The organism is Flavobacterium xinjiangense, assembly GCF_900142885.1.
Lineage (GTDB): Bacteria > Bacteroidota > Bacteroidia > Flavobacteriales > Flavobacteriaceae > Flavobacterium > Flavobacterium xinjiangense.
This window is the reverse complement of sequence record NZ_FRCL01000010.1, coordinates 110,771-129,890: the sequence shown is the minus strand read 5'-3', so window position 1 is coordinate 129,890 and position 19,120 is coordinate 110,771. Positions and strand designations below refer to the sequence as shown.

The following is a 19,120-nucleotide window of genomic DNA, read 5'->3' as shown; positions in this document are numbered from 1 at the left end:
GTATAAACTATTGGCATGTTGAATAAAGTTCCATTTGCTTTAATAAATGTGGTTTGCCTTTAAATGTCCAAACATTTACTTTTTAGCTTACATTCAATTTTACATAAAAGCCGTTGGTTTTGTATTTTTCAGAAGATTTGTTCTCTCATTAATTTTTGTTGTGCTCAACCTTTGCAATGAGCGAGGACGATAATCTATTTTTTAACCGTAGGTGTAAATTTTATTTTTCTGCTATTGGGACAAATGCTCTTTTAAATTGCTCATTATTCGAGGTTTTAAAAATATTTTTATAATTTATTACCAAAGAAAAAGGAGCGACAAAATTTTTAATTGTGTTCAAACAGTCATTTTTTAAGTTAATAATTCAGTGAAAATAAAATGCTAAATCAGATTAAAATAATACGTACAACATTGATTAGCAATGATTAAAATTAATAAATATTTTGATTTACGGCAAATATTTCCTGGTTTTATTTTGGTTTTTTAACATTTTTTGCTTATTATATCAGAGAATGATTACCGAGACCTTATATGAAATGGAGTAGATATTATGGGAAAAATAATTTAATTTTACAGTAAATAATTTAAACGGATTGACATGGATTGGATTACTGCCAAAGAATACGAAGATATCACTTATAAGAAATGCAATGGCGTTGCCAGAATCGCTTTCAACAGACCGGATGTGCGCAACGCTTTCCGTCCAAAAACGACTGCTGAATTGTACAATGCTTTTTATGATGCGCAAGAAGATACTTCGATTGGAGTAGTTCTATTGTCTGCCGAAGGACCATCGTCAAAGGATGGTGTGTATTCTTTCTGTAGCGGTGGCGATCAAAACGCACGCGGTCATCAAGGATATGTGGGCGAGGACGGACAACATCGTTTGAATATTTTAGAAGTACAACGATTAATTCGATTCATGCCAAAAGTGGTCATTGCTGTAGTCCCTGGTTGGGCTGTAGGCGGTGGACACAGTTTGCATGTAGTGTGCGACTTGACTTTGGCCAGCAAAGAACACGCGATTTTCAAACAAACGGATGCAGATGTAACTAGTTTTGATGGAGGTTACGGATCTGCCTATTTAGCTAAAATGGTGGGACAAAAAAAAGCTAGAGAGATTTTCTTCCTAGGACGCAATTATTCCGCTCAAGAGGCTATGGATATGGGGATGGTAAATGCCGTGATTCCGCATGAAGAATTAGAAGATACGGCTTTCGAATGGGCACAGGAAATTTTGCAAAAATCACCGATGGCGATTAAAATGCTAAAATTCGCTATGAATCTTACGGATGATGGAATGGTGGGACAACAGGTTTTTGCCGGAGAAGCAACACGCCTTGCGTATATGACCGAAGAAGCAAAAGAAGGCAGAAATGCATTCCTTGAGAAAAGAAAACCAAATTTTGAAAAAAAATGGTTGCCATAAAAAGTTTGATGTTTAAAGTTTAAAGTTGTTCTGACAAGGAACTTTAAACTTTTTGAACCATAAACTTTAAATTAAACTTTATAAATGGAAAATTTCACAAATGAAACAATAGATACGAGTCAGCTTCCAAAATTTGAGGAAGTGCAGTTTACAGTTTTGCATCCTAATTATTGGAAAGTAACTTTGATAAGTTGTTTTATTTTAATCGTATTTATATGTTCTGGAATGCTGTTGGGATTGATTTTTATAAAAGAGTTCTCCGAGTTTCAATCAGAATTAATGAGCTTAACGATTGTGTTGATAGTTTTGATTTTATTGTTTTCCCGTATTGCTTTCCGCAAAAAAAGATTTGCTTTCAGGAACCACGATGTTCTTTTTAGACATGGAATTATTGCGACAAATACAATTGTAATTCCTTATAACAGAATACAGCACGTTGCTTTGCATGAAGGATTAGTTTCCCGTTATTTTGGATTGGCTAAAATTGAAATCTTTACGGCTGGAGGAAGTGCCAGTAATATTGAAATTCCAGGAATTGAAAAAGAACAAGCCGAAAATATCAAGCAGCTGTTGATGGGTAAAATACAAAAGCAACTTTAATGAGTACTGATTTTAGCCAGCCGCAACGGCAGTCTGTGGTTGGGATTTTAGTGCTGTTTTTTTATTCGCTGCAGCAGTATGGTAGAGCCTTATGGCCCATTATTGTAATTTGGATTTTCAAGTTTGATGAAGTTAATAAAATGTATCTTTTACTTGGAGGAATTCTAGTATTCGTTGCTATAGCAGTAGTTTCGTATTTGAAATATTTGAATTTCACTTTCTTTTTAGATACGATAAATGAAGAATTTATAATTACCGAAGGAGTCTTTAATAAAACTAAAACGGCGATTCAACTCGATAAAATCCAACAAGTAAATATAAACCAGTCTTTTGTTCAAAGGTTGATTGGTGTATACGAACTTGATGTAGATACAGCCGGAACCAATAAAAAAGAAGGCGCAATTAAAGCAATTTCACATGAACTGGCATTGGAATTAAAATCTCGTTTGTTGCAAAATGAAGTTAAAAAAAGTACCAGTGAAGCCGAAGAATCTCATTTTGGAAAATCAATAGAAAAACAACTTGAAGAAGAACATCCTTTTATAAAAATAAGTTTTTTAAGCTTGTTAAAAATTGGAATTACCTCTAATTACGGAAGAAGCATTTCGCTATTGTTGCTGTTTTTAATCACAGTTTCAGATTACATAAAAAAAATCACTGGCAGAGATGTTTTTCATGACGAAAATATTGAAAATTATGTTGATAAGAATTTAGTAATTCAAACCTTTTTCATCTTTATTATACTGTTGCTGTCGACTGTTTTGGTAATCAATTTGGTTCGAATTGTTTTCAAATATTACGATTATAACATCACAAGACAGAAGGGTTCTTTGTTGCTTTCTTTCGGTTTGTTAAATACAAAAAGCACGATTATAAAGCCAGAAAAAGTTCAAATTACAACCGTTACCAGTAATTATTTTCAAAAGAAAATGAATATTCTGGAACTAAAAATCAGGCAAGCCACCAGTGGTGAAAAAGAAGAGCGCAAATCAGCAATCGAAATTCCGGGTTGCAGTGTGTCAGAAAGTGATGCAATATTGCAGTTGTTGTTTCGAAAAATACCAAAAAAAGGGGTGATGTTAAAACCTAATTTTCGTAAGCTTGGCTTTTCTCTTTTCTTATCGATAGGATTACCTTTGTCAGGATTCGGAGCATTTGGATATTGGGTTATGCCTGTCGTTTTTGAATATGGTTATTTAGTGCCGATTTACATTATTTTAGTAGGATTTGTTCAGTTTTTTAGATTCAAAAATAGCAGGCTCTTTATCGATGATCATTTTATTATCAAACAAAGTGGCGCTTGGGATATTAGTAATGAAATTATTGAACCGACTAAAATTCAAGCGATTACGACTTCACAGCTTTTTTGGCATAAAAATTTGAATATAGGTTCGATAACTTTGCATACTGCTGGTGGCGAAATCTCTTTCCAATTGGGTAATTTTACAACAATAAAAAAATATGTCAACCTTTGGTTGTACGAAATAGAAACCTCCAATAGCAATTGGATGTAAATAAATTAGTTTAATCGTTGATTATTTAATCATTTAACCGAATAATCGAATCAACAATTAACCGAATAAACAGTTAAACAAAAAGATATGAAACACTGGATTCAAGCCGCACGATTAAGAACATTACCATTATCTGTATCCGGAATTATTGTCGGTAGCATGTATGCATTAGCAAACCCGACCGATAACGTGCTTACGCCAACAGAGGTTTTCAATTGGAGAATATTTGGTTTTGCCATCTTGACGACTCTTGGATTACAAATACTATCCAACTTTGCTAATGATTACGGCGATGGGATGAAAGGAACGGATAATGAAGATCGAGTAGGGCCAAAACGCGCCATACAAAGCGGTGTAATCTCTCCTGCAGCTATGAAACGCGCTATAATTATAACTTCATTGCTGACATTACTCTCTGCGATACTATTGATTTATTATGCGTTTGCGGATACGAATATTTGGTATTCTTTATTCTTTCTAGCATTGGGACTTTTATCTATTGTTTCGGCAATTCGTTATACAGTGGGGAATACTGCCTATGGATACCGTGGATATGGCGATTTGTTTGTCTTCGTATTTTTTGGGTTGGTAAGTACTTTAGGGGTGAATTTTCTTTATTCAAAACAACTGGATTTTGTATTGTTTTTACCTGCAAGCGCCATCGGATTATTGAGCGTGGGAGTTTTGAATTTGAATAATATGCGCGATGAAGCTTCGGACAGGAAGTCTAATAAAAATACAATCGTTGTAAAAATTGGTGCGACTAAAGCAAAAAGATATCATTATTTTTTGGTGATTACGGCAATGGTTTTGGTTCTTATTTTTGCATTGTTAAGTAATTTCCACTTTGATCAATATTTGTTTTTGTTGGCTTATATACCTTTAACTAAACATTTAAATAATGTTTATAAGAATCAAGAGCCTAGATTATTAGATCCTGAATTAAAAAAACTGGCATTGAGTACTTTTGCGCTTTCTATATTGTTAGCCTTATGTATGATCTACTTTTTTTCGGATTTAATAGTAAATAATTCTTAGCAGAAAAATAAACAATAATAGATTTTTAAGATTGAATCTTTCAACTTTTAAATCTGTCAATTTTTAAATTTAAAAAAAATGAAAATAACATTTTACGGTCATGCCTCTTTGGGAATCGAAGTGAGCGGCAAGCATATTATAGTAGATCCCTATATTTCCGCAAATCCTAAAGCTTCACATATTGACATTAATACCTTGAAAGCAGATTATATTTTAGTGACGCATGCGCACGGTGATCATATTCTTGACGTGGAAGCTATTGCTAAAAGAACTAATGCGGTAATCGTTTCTAATGCTGAGATTGCAGGATATTATTCTCAAAAAGGGTTTCAATCGCATCCAGTGAATCATGGTGGAAGCTGGAATTTCGATTTTGGGAAACTGAAATATGTAAATGCGATTCATTCCAGTTCATTTCCTGACGGCAGCTACGGCGGGAATCCCGGTGGTTTCGTAATTGAAGGCGAACACAAAAATGTCTATATTGCTGGAGATACCGCGCTGACTATGGATATGAAACTCATTTCGATGCGTACCAAACTCGATTTGGCAATTCTGCCGATAGGAGATAATTTTACGATGGATGTCGAAGATGCCATTATTGCTTCTGATTTTGTCGACTGCGATAAAATTCTGGGCTACCACTACGATACTTTTGGTTATATCGAAATCGATCATGAAGCTGCTATTCGTAAATTCTTCGACAAAGGAAAAGATTTGATGCTATTGGAAATAGGAAGTTCTATAGACTTGTAATGTCATTGCGAGTTTTTCGAAGCAATCTCCTGCCATCCGCTTGTATCTTTACTTGCTAAAGAGCACAAGTAAAGGATGCCGCTTCTATCAGGGCTAGGTTTTCTTTGGTTCGATACCTTGTGAACTTTGCGAATATCGACGCTTCGGGATTGTGCGCTTAGTGTTTAAATTTTATATCAATCATGCAAAATAAATATTTCATTTTTTTTATACTGTTTCTGGTTTCAATGAATACCGTTTTTTCTCAAAAAGACGGCTATTGGGATAAAGCTCGCGCTACAACTGAAGAAATTACAGTTTCCGCAAGAGGCAGGATAATTATAAAAACCCAAGATTTCCCTGAAGGAACCACCGAACTCGTTTACAGAATAACGCTTTTAGATAAAAATCAACAAATGGCGGGCAGTTTGGTTTCGGTTTTGAAAGCTATTCCAGATCCTACGGGAATAAGCCAAGGCTCGGCAGGTGCTGTTTTTATATTGTCTAAAATCTTTGGAGATGACAAATGCAAGTACGCAATTTTTTCTAGTGCCGACTTAGCTACAAAATACAAAGCAGATGGGAAAACAGATGACGCTTGTTTGGTTCAGGATACGCCCGTTAGCAAAGATGCCAAACGGCTTTCTGCAGAGAAATCGGCTTGTATGAAATCGAATTCAGGAAATTTATGGTTTGGTTTCGAAAGTAAGAACTGGATCATGAACCAGAAAATTATACTTGAAGTCGTACCGTGGGTCGATAACAAACTCAGCCGAGGATGGACTGTAGTAAACAGAAAATCCATAATTGATCAATGTAAAACATCTAATATGGCTCAAAAAATGACAAATTCAGATGATTTTTGCGTTTGTATTCTTGATAAAATACAGTTCAAATACAAGTTCAAGGAATTTCAAAAATTATTACCGATGGAGCGTTCTAAAGCTTTTAAGGATTTTGGGAATAGTTGCTTTGGAGAAACAAGTCTTTCTAAAGGAGTTTATGATGATTTGCGTAAACAAGCCACTTTGTTTACAAAACTAGGGAAGCAAGGGGATGCAATCATGAAATGGAGTACTATAATCAATGACGGAAAAGCAACAGCATTAGATTACAATGCGATAGGAAACAGTTATATTTTGACTAAACAGTACGGTAAAGCTATTAAATTCTTAAAAGAAGGCGAGAAGCTGGATGATTCGGAATTATTGATAAAGCTGAATTTGGCACATGCGTATTTATTGAATGATAATTATTCTTCAGCCAAAGCTATTTACAAGCAATACCAATCTCAAAACGTTACCGATAGTTTGAGTTGGACTGAAAAAGTAAAACTGGATTTTGAAACTTTCAAAAAAATGGGCATTAAAAATGATGATTTTGAAAGAATTGTAAAAGTTCTTAATTAATATGAATTCTATTTTGAAAGCAACGTATCATAAATATATTCTTAATTTCAAACGCCCATCAGGAACTTCCCGTGGTGTTATGAATGAAAAAGAAACTTGGTTTATCATCTTGGAGCAAGACGGTAAAAAAGCAATTGGTGAATGCGGAATTCTTCGCGGATTGAGTATTGATGATCGACCAGATTATGAAGAAAAATTGCGATGGACTTGCGACAATATCCACTTAGGAAAAGACCAACTTTGGGAAGCGTTAATGGAGTTTCCTTCGATACAGTTTGGAGTCGAAATGGCGTTCCAGTCTTTGGAGAGTGAAACCCCTTTTTTACTCTTTCCTTCGGACTTCACAAATGGTACAAAATCCATCTTGATAAATGGTTTGGTTTGGATGGGAGAGGAGTCGTTTATGAAGGAGCAAATTGAGGAAAAACTGGCTCAGGGTTTTAAATGTATAAAACTTAAAATAGGCGCGATAGATTTCGATAAAGAGCTGCAGTTATTGCGGTTTATTCGGGAACATTTTACTCCGGAACAAGTCGAAATACGGGTAGATGCTAACGGTGCGTTTGATGAAAATACAGCTTTAGATAAATTAAATCAACTATCTGAATTTAAATTACATAGCATAGAGCAGCCAATACGAAAAAATCATACTGACAGGATGGCAGAGTTGTGTAAAATCACTCCTTTTCCTATTGCATTAGACGAAGAGCTGATTGGCGTGTTTACGGTAGAAGAAAAAGAACAATTATTGGAGAAAATCAAACCGCAATACATTATTCTGAAGCCTAGTTTCGTAGGTGGTTTTAGAGGTACAGAAGAATGGATTTCTTTGGCTGAAAAGCATAAAATTGGCTGGTGGATTACCTCAGCTTTAGAGAGTAATATTGGTCTAAACGCCATTGCCCAATGGACGTTTTTACAGCACAATTCGATGCCTCAAGGTTTGGGAACGGGAGCTCTTTATACCAATAATTTTGACTGTCCGTTAGCAGTTTCGCAAGGACAATTATGGTATAAAAAGGAGTTGGATTGGGCGTTTGATTTTGACCTTTTGTAGTAGATTATTTTCCTGGTTTTTCGTGTTCGCTATCACCCAATAAAACGGATAATGATTTTAAACTGGGCGTACGGTCTGCAATTAATTTCACAATACTTATAAACGGAATAAATAGAATCATTCCGGCAGCGCCCCATAAAATGCCTCCCACAAGTACCATTATAATAATGACAAGTGTGTTTATTTTTAGACGGCTTCCAACGGCAAAAGGAAATATAACATAAGCTTCCAGTACTTGTACAATAGAAAATACAAGAATGACACCTAATGGATACCAGATAGAGTTATAGGTCACCCAGGAAACTGTTATCGGCAGTAGTGATGATATCATTATTCCTACATAGGGTATAAATGTCAGAATAGAAGCGATAAAACCAAACAGAAAAGGATGTGGGACACCAATAATTGCTAGTCCAACACTATTTAAAATCCCAACAATCAGATATACGACTAACATGCCTTTGATGAAATTATAATAAGCATGGATGGTTTCAATAAGAATTTCATGGATGGTATTTTTTCTTTCAGCTGGAAAAATATCATATAATGCGTTTGACAAAAGTTGGCGATTGTATAATATGAGAGCTGAAAAAACAGGTATTATTAAAAAGATAAAAAATGATTCTGATATCGAGTAAGCTGTGTTTCGCAACAATGAAAAAGCCTCAGAGCCAGAGTTATCAATGGTGTTTTTAATAAATTCTAATTGTTTTTCATTACTTATGTCAAAGCGTTCCGTGATAAAAACACTTATTTGAGTCGCTGTATCCATAAGTTTTGCTTGTAACAATTGCCATTCATGTAAGAATTTCATCACCTGTGCTAAGAGTAAATAAATAATTGCTCCTGCCAGTAGTGTGACAAAAAAAAGGGAAATAATAATTGCAGTTCCTTTATTTGTTCCTTTTTTCTCCATCCATTTGCATATTGGATACAGAATAAAACTAATGAGCAGTGAAAAACTTAAAGGAATAAAAAGTGTTTTTCCAAAGTAAAGTATCAACGAAGTAAATACGATTAGTTGAAGGATTTCCAGAGCTGAAAAGGTTCTTTTGGAAGTAATTGGGTTGGGTATATTTGGAAATGGTAGCATACTTTTATCGTATTATAACTTCAATTTCTTCCCTAACTTTAGTATCAGTGTTAAAGAATATTAGTAATAAATTTACAAATTTTAAATCTATTAGCTGTTTTTAACGATGATAATATGTGTAAATTATTTATTATAAGGTCAATAGTCGTCTGTGGTAATTGATTTGGCCTAAATGATAGGCTAGGTGAGTACTTAAATGAATCAAAAAGAATTCAGTTGAAGTTTTTGATTCGAAAACTAAAATAGGAAATTCCATTTTTAATTCTTCTTCCGATATATTATTTAATGCATAATTGACTACAACAATAGTTTCATCGATTTTTGATAGTAATTCTGTCTTCGGAATATCTTTCAGTGAAAATTCAAGTGCTCTGTTTCTTATATAACCGGTCTTTCCAAATTCAGCTCCTACGTAGGTGTTGAGATTACCTATTAAATGCAGACAAAGATTCCCGGCAGAATTAGTTATGCCTTCTTGGATTTTCCAAATATCACTTTCATTTCTATATAATTCAATTTCTGATTTAAGTTTATTTAAATCTCTAGTGAATAAGGATTTTAAAGTTTCAGTTAGCATGTTTATTTTCTTTATGTTTTCTCAACAAAAATACTGCTTGTTCATTAATTTTTTTGTGAAAGAAACCAGTCCATCCAAATAAATAACCTTTTATTCCAAAGGCCTGCTTAGACCATTTCCAAATGTCAAAATCATCGGTATGCTTAATGATTAATCCATCCTTAAATTGAAACTGAGCATTAATTATATTAACTACTTTTCTGTTAGTTTTACTAAAGTTATAGGTTGCAATCCATTGAGCTGAACCAATGTATTCAGTCGCTTTTATTTCATTAAACTCGATTTTAAGTTTTCCGTTACTTTTTTCGACCAACATTTTCCACATCTCGCAAACATCGTTTCCTTTTAGTAAGCCAAAGGCAGGATCACGAAACTGTATATCGGCATGATAGCATTTGCACATTGTTTCGGCATCAGCATTTGCGAAAGCAGTATAAAATTTGACTAAGGTTTTCTCGTTATCGTTCATATTAACATAAAAATGAGTAGTAAAAATAGTAATTTTTTTGTTAAAGTGCTCCTGTTTTAAATTTTATACAAGTAATACTTTACCTATTTTTAGGTAGTAATCGATTATATGGGTTTTAAATTATTCATTATAAATTAATTAAAATTTAAATTTTGGGCAAAAAAAAAGGATAGACTTTTAAGTTTCTATCCTTTCTTGTATTCAATAAAAATATGTAAAATGATTAACTAATTACTTTGCAGGGATTATTTCAATTATCACTGTACGGTTATAAAAACGCTCTTCTGGAGTTTTGTTTTCAAAAGGAGATTTGTTTTCATCTTCTCCAAATCCGTTTACTTCAAATTTCACGTCATTTCTACCGGCTTTAGATAAAGCGCTTGCAAGAATTCCTTTAACATCATTAGCACGGGCTAAAGATAAATCAAGATTATGCGCTTCTTCACCAATAATATCAGTGTGACCATGAATTATTACAGTTGCTCCTGCAGGAATTTTTGGTGTTACAATATCAGTTAGGTACTTTTCATAGATTGCAATCGCTTTTGATTTATTAAATTCATAAATGATGCTATATCTAATACCTTCTTCAATTTTTGCAGGTGTCCAAAGTACAACATGCATAGTGGTTTCCTTTTCTATAATCTTACCACTTTTAGTTTGACCTACCATTTTAACTTTAAAGTCTCCTTCTGGTCTGTCTCCTAAAATTGATTTTCCAGGAATGCTAGCCACATCTTCGCTGTACGGCCCAAAAGATTGTACTTTTCCTTGTTCGTCAGTCATTTGTACTGACCATGAAGATAAAGCTTCTTTAGCTCCTTCGTTATTTATAGTAACGTAACTTTCAGCAGGCGCTTCTTGTAGAGCATTGATTACAACAGGCTTCATCTGTGCATCTGGTCCACTTTGAAATTCCATTAATAAATCTGGAGAGTTACTTTCAATTGAAACTCTACGATCTCCCTCACGAAGTAATTCAAGTTCTAATGTTGCACCAGGTTGTTCTGATGGGATATTTGGTTTGTTTTGACCTTTAGTAGTAATTCTAGAAGGATTAATAGCGAATACATTTACCAAATAAGTTTTGATTGATTCTGCCATTGCAGCTCCATCTTCAGGACCTTTTTCTGATGAACCCACTAAAGTAATTGTTGCTGAAGGATTTTTTTGCATACGGTCACCAAGGATGTTTAGAACGTTGTAATAAACAATCATCTGACGTTTTGAACGGTCTGATAACGTTTTTGGAGCAAATACTTCCAATTGGTCTTCTTTGAAATCTTTAACCTGATCTTTGTTTAATAAAACATAACGATTTGGTATTTCTGTAGATCCGGTATTGAAGAATACATAGTTTCTAAGTGGGAAAATTTCAGTCATTCTTCTTTCTCCCGGAACATTACTAGGAGAGTTTACAGAGAATTGAACTTCACCGTCTTTTACCATATCAGTAGACTGTTGGATATTTTGTCCTTGTCCAAATTTTAACGCAACACCAGCTCTTACAGTAGTATTATTCCATGTTTCAGTTGAACGTGGGTTTTGACCAAAATAAGGTTGGAAAGATACGAAAGGAGATAATACAAATTGTGTCTTGTTACTGTCTGACGAAAGTGGAATATCATATCCTGCTCCAATTTGCATTGAAATAATTGTTTTTTCGATATTGTCAAAATCACCTTTCACCGCAGCATTAGCAGTTTGATCAGGAAACGCCGGATTAACACCTAATTGGTATGTAAAAGATTTATCCATGTTGAAAGCCAAACGTGGACCTCCATATAAATAAAAATCAGATTTAAATGGTGCAAAACGCAAACTAGGTTCTACAGTAATATAACTCACGTTTGCTTTTAAATCAGCTGGGCAGTCACAGTCTGTAATCACTTGGTCAAATTTCCCTCTACGGTTATCATAGCCCGCTTGTAACATAACACCCCATCTGGAATCAGCAGGACGGTATTCTAAAAGTGGTGCAATGAATAGTCCAGCGCCAAATCCATCATGAAACGCAACTGGAGATGTAAAACTAGCATTCAATTGTTGCGTAGAACCACGATAGAAATTGAAATTTGCTCCACCTGCTACTCCAAAAAACCAAGATGGTTTTGTGTATTTAACTGGTAGCGTTTCTTGTGCTTGAACTGCTGTTTGAAAGCTTAAAAAAGACAAAGCAATTAGTGCAATGCTTTTGATGGTTAGCTTATTAGGAGACAATGATATACAAGCTGTCTCTTTATAAATATTGTTTGATTTCATTTTTATATATTTTATTATTAGATTTTATTTAAATGAATCCCGCCCTAAGACGGGATATTTAAACCTTAAATTAATTGCTTAGTTAGCAGGAACATTGATAATTGTATTTACCATAGTTACAGAAGCAATTAATGAAATTGCTCTTCCGTTTAATACCGTTTCTTGACCTGGTAAAGTTGTGCTACTACCTGGAGAAGACAATGTAACTCCGTCTTCTGCTAGTATGATTCCTGTCATTACACCACCACCTGCGTAGTTGATAACTGCCGTACTACCTACGTACCAAAACACATTTTTAGCCAAAGCTCCACCTAACAATTTAACATTTCTAACAGCTGCTGGAGATCCTACTGTTAATGAAGACTCTGCTTGGAAAATCCAAACATCAGTTGCACTTCCATTTAAAGTTAAATCTCCATTTGTGATTTTATAAGTACCACTTGCTGATTTATAAACTCCTGCGGCTAAAGTTAATCCACCCAGCTCACCTGATCCTTGGTCACTTCCTCCTGGTTTTGAAGCTGGAGAAATGCTATTGTAAAGGTCTCTTGCTGCATTCAATCCTTCAAGCGCGGTTTGTGCTTTTGTAGCATTCCCGGGTGCTGGTGCTGCTGCAAAAACTCCACCATAAACAAGTCCGTTATTAAGAGGTGTAACTGTGTAAACCTCATTAGGAGAAGCTAATTTATCTGTGAATCCAGTTACTAAAGTAGAAGCAGCTGTTGTTCCGATACTTCCATTATTAATCCTAGTATTCAGACCTTGATTCGTTATTCCTGCATTTCCACCAAATACTCCAAAGAATAACCCTGCAGTTGGAGAAGGAGCATTTGCAACTAATGTTGTAAAATTCCATACGAAGTCATTTGCTAAAGGCACTCCGGTAGCACTTTTTGCACCAGTTGTAATTGTAGCAGTATAAATTTTACCTTCTAATAAAGGATTTGTTGGTTTAAAAGAGGCTTTAGACCCTGAATAAGTTACAGCTCCTGAAATTGTTGTTGTACCTTGTTTTAAGGTAAAAGTTGTTGCTGTAAAAGTTGACGGATCCATAATCATACTAAAGTCTGCAGTAATCGTTTTATTAAGACTGATTCCAGTTGAATTGTTGATAGGGTCTGTAGAAGTTACGGTTGGAGCTACTAAAGCACCTGTTGTGAATTTCCATACATAGTCAGCTATTAAAGTTGTGTTGTCTAAGTTTGTTACTGCCTTTGAAACCGTAGCTGTATAAAGTGTATTTGGAGCCAAAGGTAGTGTAGGAATAAAAACAGCAGTAGTTCCGCTATACGATACTGTTCCTGAAACTGATGTAGTTCCTTGTTCTAAAGTATATGTAGTTGCATTAATAGTTGAAGCCTTCATTGGCATATTAAAGTTAACACTTACTACTTTATTTAAAAATACGTTATTGGCGTTGTTGTCTGGATCAGTTGACGTAACCATTGGGGTAACGGTTAAACCTGTACTGAAAGTCCAATTAGTTTCTGTTTGTATCGCATTACCGGTAAGATCCATAACCGTTCTTGTTAATCTTGCACTATACGTTGTGTTAGGAGTAAGTAAAGCTGATGGCTTAAAGGTTGCTGTTTTATTTATGTATGTAATTACACCAGCTATTTGTGAAGTGCCATTTTTCAATGTAAATGAAGTCTGATTAATTGTTGCAGGATTCATTTCTTCATTAAAAGTCACACTAATTAATTGATCAAGAGGTACGTTTGTAGCTCCGTTTACTGGAACGGTAGACACAACAACTGGACAAACTCCGTCGATTTCTACGAAATCATCTTCGGCGCAGCCAGAAAAGAATGCAATAAACATTATTGCGAGGGTTAAAAGTAAATTTTTTGTTTTCATTTTTATTGTATTTAGGTTAAGAAATTATCTATGACAAAGATTGGCTAGTTATAGACTAAATCTATTATACAATTAAAAAATTAGCTTGTAAAATTCACTTATTTTATATTCACTAGTTTTTTTTAAGTCATTGTCTTACAGTTTCTTATATTTGTTCATTGTTTTTATCTATAGTTAGGTACTAAAAAAAATTAAAAAAAAACCTAAAAAAAACTTAAATTTCATTCAAAAACCAGCGTAGTTTTTTTCTACATAAATGCAATACGAATGGTATGGAAAGTAAATTTGAGATTATTTTTAATCAAACAATTTGAGGATGTCAAGCAATACTAATTTTCACAAAAAATTATATGCGGAATCATCAGATAAAAGATTTGTATTTCTTTTTACAAATCTTAAGATGAGTACTTTGAAAAATGAGGATATACTAATTTGAAATTTTTCTTTTTACCTTTTTGTAAATTTATAATTTCAGGATAGAACGAGTAAAATAGTGCAAGTAAAAAGAGTGGAGTATGTCTTGAATTACAACTTATGATTCAAAATTTTTATTTCAAAATTGGAAAGGTATAAATAGGTAATTTAGATTTTCTATGAATTGATTTCCCCTTTTTTTCCTAGTTCTGAAATAAATGAGGTAAGGTCTTTAGTAAAGCTGTCTAATGCCAAAGCGGATTGTTTGATATAATCTAAGTAAACTTTTAGTTCTTCTGGAGAATTTATGTTTTGATCCAAAAGTGCTGAAAGTCCTAAAATATTGGTAATGGGTTGTCTAACTCTATGGGAGGTCATAAACATCATTTTCTCGAGCCCTTTTATATATTCTTTTTGATATGCTTGCGCTTTCTTGAGTTCTTTATTTGCCAATAGGTATTCTTTTGCTCTCTTTTCTTTTTCTTGGTTTTGATAGGCAAGTTCTTTATTAGCAATAATTAACTCAGCTGCTCTTTTTTCTTTTTCTTCGTTTTGAAAAACAAGTTCTTTATTGGCAATAATTAATTCAGCGGCTCGTTTTTCTTTTTCGTCATTTTGAAAAATAAGTTCTTTATTCGCAATAATTAATTCAGCGGCCCGTTTTTCTTTTTCTTCATTTTGAAAAGCAAGTTCTTCATTGGCGATAATTAATTCAGAAGCTCTTTTTTCTTTTTCTTCGTTTTGAAAAACAAGTTCTTTATTTGCAATAATTAATTCTGCTGCTCGTTTTTCTTTTTCGTCATTTTGAAAAATAAGTTTTCTATTAGCAATGTTTAACTCTGCGGTTTTAAATACATGTTCCTTGTTTTTAAAAGCAATTTTTTTATTTGCAATTTTTAGTTCAACTGCCCTTTTTTCTTTTTCGATGTTTTGATATGCCAGTTCTTCATTTGCAACAATAAATTCGGCCGTTCTTTTTTCTTTTTCTTGGTTTTGAGCAAGTAGCGTTCTTTTAGCGATATTCAACTCTGCAGTTTGAATAGCAATTTCACAATTTTTGAAGGTGATTTTTTTATTAAGAAATACAAGTTCTGAAACTCTTTTCTCGTTCTCTTCATCTTGAATGGCAAGTTCTTTTCTAGTACTCACTAATTCAGCTGCTTGCTTCGCTATTTTTAGTTTATGATGCTCCAATTCCGGAATAGGCAGATTTAATTGTGTTGCAGGTTTTTCTTCTTCTTTATTTTTAAAAGAATTTTTTTTTATAACATGCATTAAATCATTTTTCTTGGGAGGTATCATTACTTTTTTATTCAAAAAAATTAAATTAGCAGAAAGTATATGCGTAAAAGTAACCTATACCGTAGCAAATGTGATCCATTTTATAGAATATATTTCAATATAACTATATAAAAAAAACAAAAAAGTAGGAATATTTTTTAATCTTAGTACTATGATGTACTATTCCAATAATTCAGCAGGTTTCCCAGCGTCGGTATGTTTAGTAACGACATTTGTAATTACAAATTGTAATACGTTACCTAATATTCTTTTGAATGGATTATGACTTGAGCCTAATAAAAGTTTTTTAGTCAGATAACCGGTAGACATACCAATAACATTATTAATTAGATTGCCTTTTAATTCTGACGAAGTGGTCATATCATTAAAGGCTTTTTTTATAATATTTAGAGGTTTTAAGCTATCATAGGTCACTTCAAATTGTTCTTTGAGTATCCTTAATTCTTGCTTTTGTCTGTATTCTAATAAAGCGATAGTCTCATTTAAATCGTCCGTTTCATTACTCTTTTTCATACTATCTTTTTTTAAGCATTTTTGTGATTATAAAATTACTAACGGGTAATTTAATCCATTGATCTTTAAAGCTATTTATGACGATAGCTAGAATAAAGTATGCACTGGCAACCAGAAAATAACCGTAATAGGTTTTACCAAGTAATTCACCTATCCAAATTGAAAGTCCAATATTAATCAATAGGGCAAACATAGCAACAACAATAATAACGGTTAATCTTGAAAGGAGCGAGGATAAAACATCGGCAGATTTATCAATAACATTTAGTTTTGCTAATTCTACAGTTGTTCGAGTGTAATCCTCTGCTTTTTCAAAAAGCATTTCTATTGGTGTTGCTTGGTTGTCCATGATTTAAAATTTAATCTTATTTGTATTATGAAATTTTGGTACTCAAATAGTTTTAAATATTTGAATTTTTTATTTCGCTTTTTAAATTATCAAATTTTGTTTGCCCTTCAGCTTTAGCATCATCAAATTTTGATTTTCCTTCCGATTTAATGTCTTCAAATTTTGATTTTCCTTGAGAAATTAAATTTTCCCCTTCTTTCCAAATTTTTTCATATTTATTAGTCATGGTTCCTAATAATGTGTCTAATTTGTCTTTTAACTCATCAGCATAATCATTGCTTTTATCCAAAATTTTTCTTCTTGTTTTGTCTCCTTTTTGAGGGGCAAACAATATTCCTAATAATGCTCCGGCAGCCACACCACCTAATATACCTAATACTACTTTATCTGCTTTCATAACTTTTTTTTTAATATTTACATTCTATTTTTTTATAATCTTCTCCCTTGGATAAGTCTCAATATTACTGCAATTACTGCAATAACAAGTAGGATATGTATTAGTCCACCTGCACTGTATGCAAAGAATCCGATTGCCCAAAAAATGATTAAAATTACTGCGATTGTGTAAAGAAGATTGCTCATGATTTCTATTTTTTAATTGTTAATTATTAATTATTACTTAAATTTAAAAAAATTAATTAACTGTATTGCAGTTATTTATGTATTTTTTTAAAATATTAATTTTTTTATTACCGCTTTGGGTACTAGTTAAATGAAAAAGCTCCATAAAAACTCAAAACACTATTTTTTGCGTCAGGATAAGTCTGCTTTGTTGTAGGATTTTCTTTTCCTACTTTAGTAAGACCGTAATTGTATCGTACACCAAAACTAACTGTTTCTAAATCGATCCCAAGACCAGCAGCGACACCAGCATCAATTTTATTGAAATCATCTGTGTTTATATTGTCTTGGAAATTGTAAGTTCCAGATTCGTTTGTAGTTTTACCGCTAATTAAATAACCTGCATAAGGTCCTACTTGTACATTGAAATTTTTGGTAACGTTTGCAACTAACATAACTGGTACTTCAATATAATTCAGTTTGAATTTTGCCGTTCCGGAAGCAAAAGCATTGTTATAAACTACTTCAGCACCTTTTCCTGTGTAATAAATTTCAGGTTGAATAGAAATAGAATTGGTTACGGGAACCTTTGCATACAAACCAACATTAAAACCAGTTAAGACATTTTCGTCATCTGCATTGTCTGTGTATAAATTTGAGAAATTAACTCCCCCTTTTACACCAAATTTTGTAACATTACTACTTTGAGCATTACTATTTGTAAAACCCATAACAGTTAGTACTAATGACGCTAAAATAATTTTTGAATTTTTCATTTTAATATATTTTTAATGTGTTTTTGTTATAATACAAAGGTGGCCATGAATGCGGAGAAAAGTGTTACAAAACTTTTTATAAAACTTACATTATTCACACCTGAGCGCATTTTTTAGGTTTAAAAGAATCAACATTTAATTTTTATAAAATTTTAAACCATAAAAAAAGACGAGTTAATTAGCTCGCCTTTTGCATATTGATTATTTCTTATTGTAAACCGTGACTTCTTTTATTGCTCGATTAAGTTCGTTGATATCGTGAATGTATTCTCGTTTAAATAATTCCCAATCATCAGTGGTATCATTTTTATAACTATCAACTTTAATCTTGATATTTTTATTTTTTTGTTCCAGTTCTTCAATTTTTTTAGCGTACAAAGTATCAATTGAGTATCCGGATTTTGTCATTTTAATTTTTAATTGAGCAATTCGAATTTTATTTTCTGTAATTCTGGTATTAGTCTCTTTTTTAATTTTTTTCCACTCGTTGGCATTTGCTTCTTTTTTTGACAGCATTAATTCTTCTTTGGCATCTTCCGTATTTTCTCGAGCATCGGCTACATCATCTATCGCATCTTCTTGTTTTTTAGTAGAAGTATTGCATCCCAGTAATAAGGTTGCTGCCATTACCGTTATTGCAGCCAGTGTGTAAATTGTTTTCTTCATTGTCTAAACTTTAGCATTTATTTTTTGAAGTAAAAAACGGATTTAGTAATAGGGTATTTCAATTTAAACTAAAACTTTTAAAGGAAGTTAATTTGGTTGCTGATAAAACTGGAGTAGTGATTGTAATAATTAAAAAAGTAAATATATAGAGGTAAATGTTAAAACCGATTATTTTGAAATTTATTTAAAGTCCTTCAATGATTTTGAGTAATTCTTCTTTAGTTTTTCCCAGTTTTTGTTGAAGTTTTGTAATCAGTTCGTCTTTTGTACCTTCCTTAAACAACATATCATTATCAGTCAATGCAGCGAACTTTTGTTTTAATTTATCTTTTTGTTCGTCCCAATTCCCTTTTGATTCTTCCGCTTTCATTTTGATTTATTTATACCATGAAAAAGTGTTCATGATTCTACAAAGTTCGATGATTGGTACATGATTTGGCTTATAGAATTTAACTCAAAACTTATATATTTCACACATTGCTAATGAACTGTTTTT

The 19,120-nt window shown here is 32.9% G+C and carries 20 protein-coding genes; 7 read left to right on the top strand and 13 right to left on the bottom strand.

The window, feature by feature from the left end; translation table 11 throughout:
* Window positions 1-598: 598 nt before the first annotated feature.
* The 7 genes from BUC23_RS12685 (at window position 599) to BUC23_RS12655 (ending at window position 7,782) form a co-directional block, all read left to right on the top strand.
* Window positions 599-1,429: a 1,4-dihydroxy-2-naphthoyl-CoA synthase gene (locus tag BUC23_RS12685; protein WP_073210000.1), complete on the top strand. Its 831-nt coding sequence runs from the start codon at window positions 599-601 to the stop codon at window positions 1,427-1,429.
* A gap of 84 nt (window positions 1,430-1,513) precedes the next feature.
* Window positions 1,514-2,029 (top strand): PH domain-containing protein, encoded by a 516-nt coding sequence (locus BUC23_RS12680; RefSeq protein WP_073209998.1) that lies wholly within the window; start codon window positions 1,514-1,516, stop codon window positions 2,027-2,029.
* A complete protein-coding gene (locus tag BUC23_RS12675; RefSeq protein ID WP_073209996.1) occupies window positions 2,029-3,543 on the top strand; it encodes a PH domain-containing protein in 1,515 nt (504 codons plus the stop codon). The genes BUC23_RS12680 and BUC23_RS12675 overlap by 1 nt, the downstream gene beginning before the upstream one ends.
* An 87-nt stretch (window positions 3,544-3,630) precedes the next feature.
* Window positions 3,631-4,581, top strand: coding sequence for a 1,4-dihydroxy-2-naphthoate octaprenyltransferase (gene menA, locus BUC23_RS12670; RefSeq protein ID WP_073209994.1), 951 nt, complete (start codon window positions 3,631-3,633; stop codon window positions 4,579-4,581).
* A gap of 78 nt (window positions 4,582-4,659) precedes the next feature.
* A complete protein-coding gene (locus tag BUC23_RS12665; protein WP_073209992.1) occupies window positions 4,660-5,337 on the top strand; it encodes a metal-dependent hydrolase in 678 nt (225 codons plus the stop codon).
* A gap of 182 nt (window positions 5,338-5,519) precedes the next feature.
* A complete protein-coding gene (locus tag BUC23_RS12660; RefSeq protein WP_073209990.1) occupies window positions 5,520-6,725 on the top strand; it encodes a tetratricopeptide repeat protein in 1,206 nt (401 codons plus the stop codon).
* 13 nt (window positions 6,726-6,738) lie between these two features.
* Window positions 6,739-7,782, top strand: a complete 1,044-nt coding sequence (locus BUC23_RS12655; RefSeq protein ID WP_073210032.1) for an o-succinylbenzoate synthase — start codon at window positions 6,739-6,741, stop codon at window positions 7,780-7,782.
* Between the two features lie 4 nt (window positions 7,783-7,786).
* Here the strand turns inward: BUC23_RS12655 and BUC23_RS12650 are convergent, their stop codons facing one another.
* From BUC23_RS12650 to BUC23_RS12595, 13 genes are all read right to left on the bottom strand, one after another.
* Entirely contained in the window at window positions 7,787-8,875 is a 1,089-nt protein-coding gene (locus BUC23_RS12650; RefSeq protein ID WP_073209988.1) for an AI-2E family transporter, read from the bottom strand.
* Window positions 8,876-9,005: 130 nt separating this feature from the next.
* Window positions 9,006-9,452 carry a DUF1572 family protein gene (locus BUC23_RS12645; RefSeq protein WP_073209987.1) on the bottom strand — a complete coding sequence of 149 codons (447 nt, stop codon included), beginning with the start codon at window positions 9,450-9,452 and terminating at the stop codon, window positions 9,006-9,008.
* Window positions 9,442-9,921 (bottom strand): nuclear transport factor 2 family protein, encoded by a 480-nt coding sequence (locus BUC23_RS12640; protein ID WP_073209985.1) that lies wholly within the window; start codon window positions 9,919-9,921, stop codon window positions 9,442-9,444. The genes BUC23_RS12645 and BUC23_RS12640 overlap by 11 nt, the downstream gene beginning before the upstream one ends.
* A 231-nt stretch (window positions 9,922-10,152) precedes the next feature.
* The gene (locus BUC23_RS12635) at window positions 10,153-12,183 is read right to left on the bottom strand and encodes an OmpA family protein (RefSeq protein ID WP_073209983.1); all 2,031 of its coding nucleotides are present in this window, start codon (window positions 12,181-12,183) and stop codon (window positions 10,153-10,155) included.
* Window positions 12,184-12,261: 78 nt separating this feature from the next.
* On the bottom strand, window positions 12,262-14,043 hold the full coding sequence (locus BUC23_RS12630) for an Ig-like domain-containing protein (protein ID WP_073209981.1): 1,782 nt from the start codon (window positions 14,041-14,043) through the stop codon (window positions 12,262-12,264).
* A gap of 591 nt (window positions 14,044-14,634) precedes the next feature.
* Window positions 14,635-15,759 carry a histidine kinase dimerization/phospho-acceptor domain-containing protein gene (locus tag BUC23_RS12625; RefSeq protein WP_244153806.1) on the bottom strand — a complete coding sequence of 375 codons (1,125 nt, stop codon included), beginning with the start codon at window positions 15,757-15,759 and terminating at the stop codon, window positions 14,635-14,637.
* A gap of 159 nt (window positions 15,760-15,918) precedes the next feature.
* Entirely contained in the window at window positions 15,919-16,272 is a 354-nt protein-coding gene (locus BUC23_RS12620) for a hypothetical protein (RefSeq protein WP_073209979.1), read from the bottom strand.
* A 1-nt stretch (window position 16,273) separates the two neighbouring features.
* Window positions 16,274-16,621 carry a hypothetical protein gene (locus BUC23_RS12615; RefSeq protein ID WP_073209978.1) on the bottom strand — a complete coding sequence of 116 codons (348 nt, stop codon included), beginning with the start codon at window positions 16,619-16,621 and terminating at the stop codon, window positions 16,274-16,276.
* A gap of 52 nt (window positions 16,622-16,673) precedes the next feature.
* Window positions 16,674-17,018: a YtxH domain-containing protein gene (locus BUC23_RS12610; protein ID WP_073209976.1), complete on the bottom strand. Its 345-nt coding sequence runs from the start codon at window positions 17,016-17,018 to the stop codon at window positions 16,674-16,676.
* A 32-nt stretch (window positions 17,019-17,050) separates the two neighbouring features.
* Window positions 17,051-17,203 (bottom strand): lmo0937 family membrane protein, encoded by a 153-nt coding sequence (locus tag BUC23_RS17370; protein ID WP_139259871.1) that lies wholly within the window; start codon window positions 17,201-17,203, stop codon window positions 17,051-17,053.
* A gap of 122 nt (window positions 17,204-17,325) precedes the next feature.
* Window positions 17,326-17,958 carry a porin family protein gene (locus BUC23_RS12605; RefSeq protein WP_244153805.1) on the bottom strand — a complete coding sequence of 211 codons (633 nt, stop codon included), beginning with the start codon at window positions 17,956-17,958 and terminating at the stop codon, window positions 17,326-17,328.
* A 201-nt stretch (window positions 17,959-18,159) separates the two neighbouring features.
* Window positions 18,160-18,624 (bottom strand): hypothetical protein, encoded by a 465-nt coding sequence (locus BUC23_RS12600; protein WP_073209974.1) that lies wholly within the window; start codon window positions 18,622-18,624, stop codon window positions 18,160-18,162.
* 184 nt (window positions 18,625-18,808) lie between these two features.
* On the bottom strand, window positions 18,809-18,994 hold the full coding sequence (locus tag BUC23_RS12595; RefSeq protein WP_073209972.1) for a CsbD family protein: 186 nt from the start codon (window positions 18,992-18,994) through the stop codon (window positions 18,809-18,811).
* Between the last annotated feature and the right edge of the window lie 126 nt (window positions 18,995-19,120).

Bases quoted from the DNA above. Each gene is read 5' to 3' on its own strand.
- BUC23_RS12685 (WP_073210000.1), top strand. From the start codon at position 599: ATGGATTGGATTACTGCCAAAGAATACGAAGATATCACTTATAAGAAA.
- BUC23_RS12680 (WP_073209998.1), top strand. From the start codon at position 1,514: ATGGAAAATTTCACAAATGAAACAATAGATACGAGTCAGCTTCCAAAA.
- BUC23_RS12675 (WP_073209996.1), top strand. From the start codon at position 2,029: ATGAGTACTGATTTTAGCCAGCCGCAACGGCAGTCTGTGGTTGGGATT.
- menA (WP_073209994.1), top strand. From the start codon at position 3,631: ATGAAACACTGGATTCAAGCCGCACGATTAAGAACATTACCATTATCT.
- BUC23_RS12665 (WP_073209992.1), top strand. From the start codon at position 4,660: ATGAAAATAACATTTTACGGTCATGCCTCTTTGGGAATCGAAGTGAGC.
- BUC23_RS12660 (WP_073209990.1), top strand. From the start codon at position 5,520: ATGCAAAATAAATATTTCATTTTTTTTATACTGTTTCTGGTTTCAATG.
- BUC23_RS12650 (WP_073209988.1), bottom strand. From the start codon at position 8,875: ATGCTACCATTTCCAAATATACCCAACCCAATTACTTCCAAAAGAACC.
- BUC23_RS12645 (WP_073209987.1), bottom strand. From the start codon at position 9,452: ATGCTAACTGAAACTTTAAAATCCTTATTCACTAGAGATTTAAATAAA.
- BUC23_RS12640 (WP_073209985.1), bottom strand. From the start codon at position 9,921: ATGAACGATAACGAGAAAACCTTAGTCAAATTTTATACTGCTTTCGCA.
- BUC23_RS12635 (WP_073209983.1), bottom strand. From the start codon at position 12,183: ATGAAATCAAACAATATTTATAAAGAGACAGCTTGTATATCATTGTCT.
- BUC23_RS12630 (WP_073209981.1), bottom strand. From the start codon at position 14,043: ATGAAAACAAAAAATTTACTTTTAACCCTCGCAATAATGTTTATTGCA.
- BUC23_RS12625 (WP_244153806.1), bottom strand. From the start codon at position 15,759: ATGATACCTCCCAAGAAAAATGATTTAATGCATGTTATAAAAAAAAAT.
- BUC23_RS12620 (WP_073209979.1), bottom strand. From the start codon at position 16,272: ATGAAAAAGAGTAATGAAACGGACGATTTAAATGAGACTATCGCTTTA.
- BUC23_RS12615 (WP_073209978.1), bottom strand. From the start codon at position 16,621: ATGGACAACCAAGCAACACCAATAGAAATGCTTTTTGAAAAAGCAGAG.
- BUC23_RS12610 (WP_073209976.1), bottom strand. From the start codon at position 17,018: ATGAAAGCAGATAAAGTAGTATTAGGTATATTAGGTGGTGTGGCTGCC.
- BUC23_RS17370 (WP_139259871.1), bottom strand. From the start codon at position 17,203: ATGAGCAATCTTCTTTACACAATCGCAGTAATTTTAATCATTTTTTGG.
- BUC23_RS12605 (WP_244153805.1), bottom strand. From the start codon at position 17,958: ATGAAAAATTCAAAAATTATTTTAGCGTCATTAGTACTAACTGTTATG.
- BUC23_RS12600 (WP_073209974.1), bottom strand. From the start codon at position 18,624: ATGAAGAAAACAATTTACACACTGGCTGCAATAACGGTAATGGCAGCA.
- BUC23_RS12595 (WP_073209972.1), bottom strand. From the start codon at position 18,994: ATGAAAGCGGAAGAATCAAAAGGGAATTGGGACGAACAAAAAGATAAA.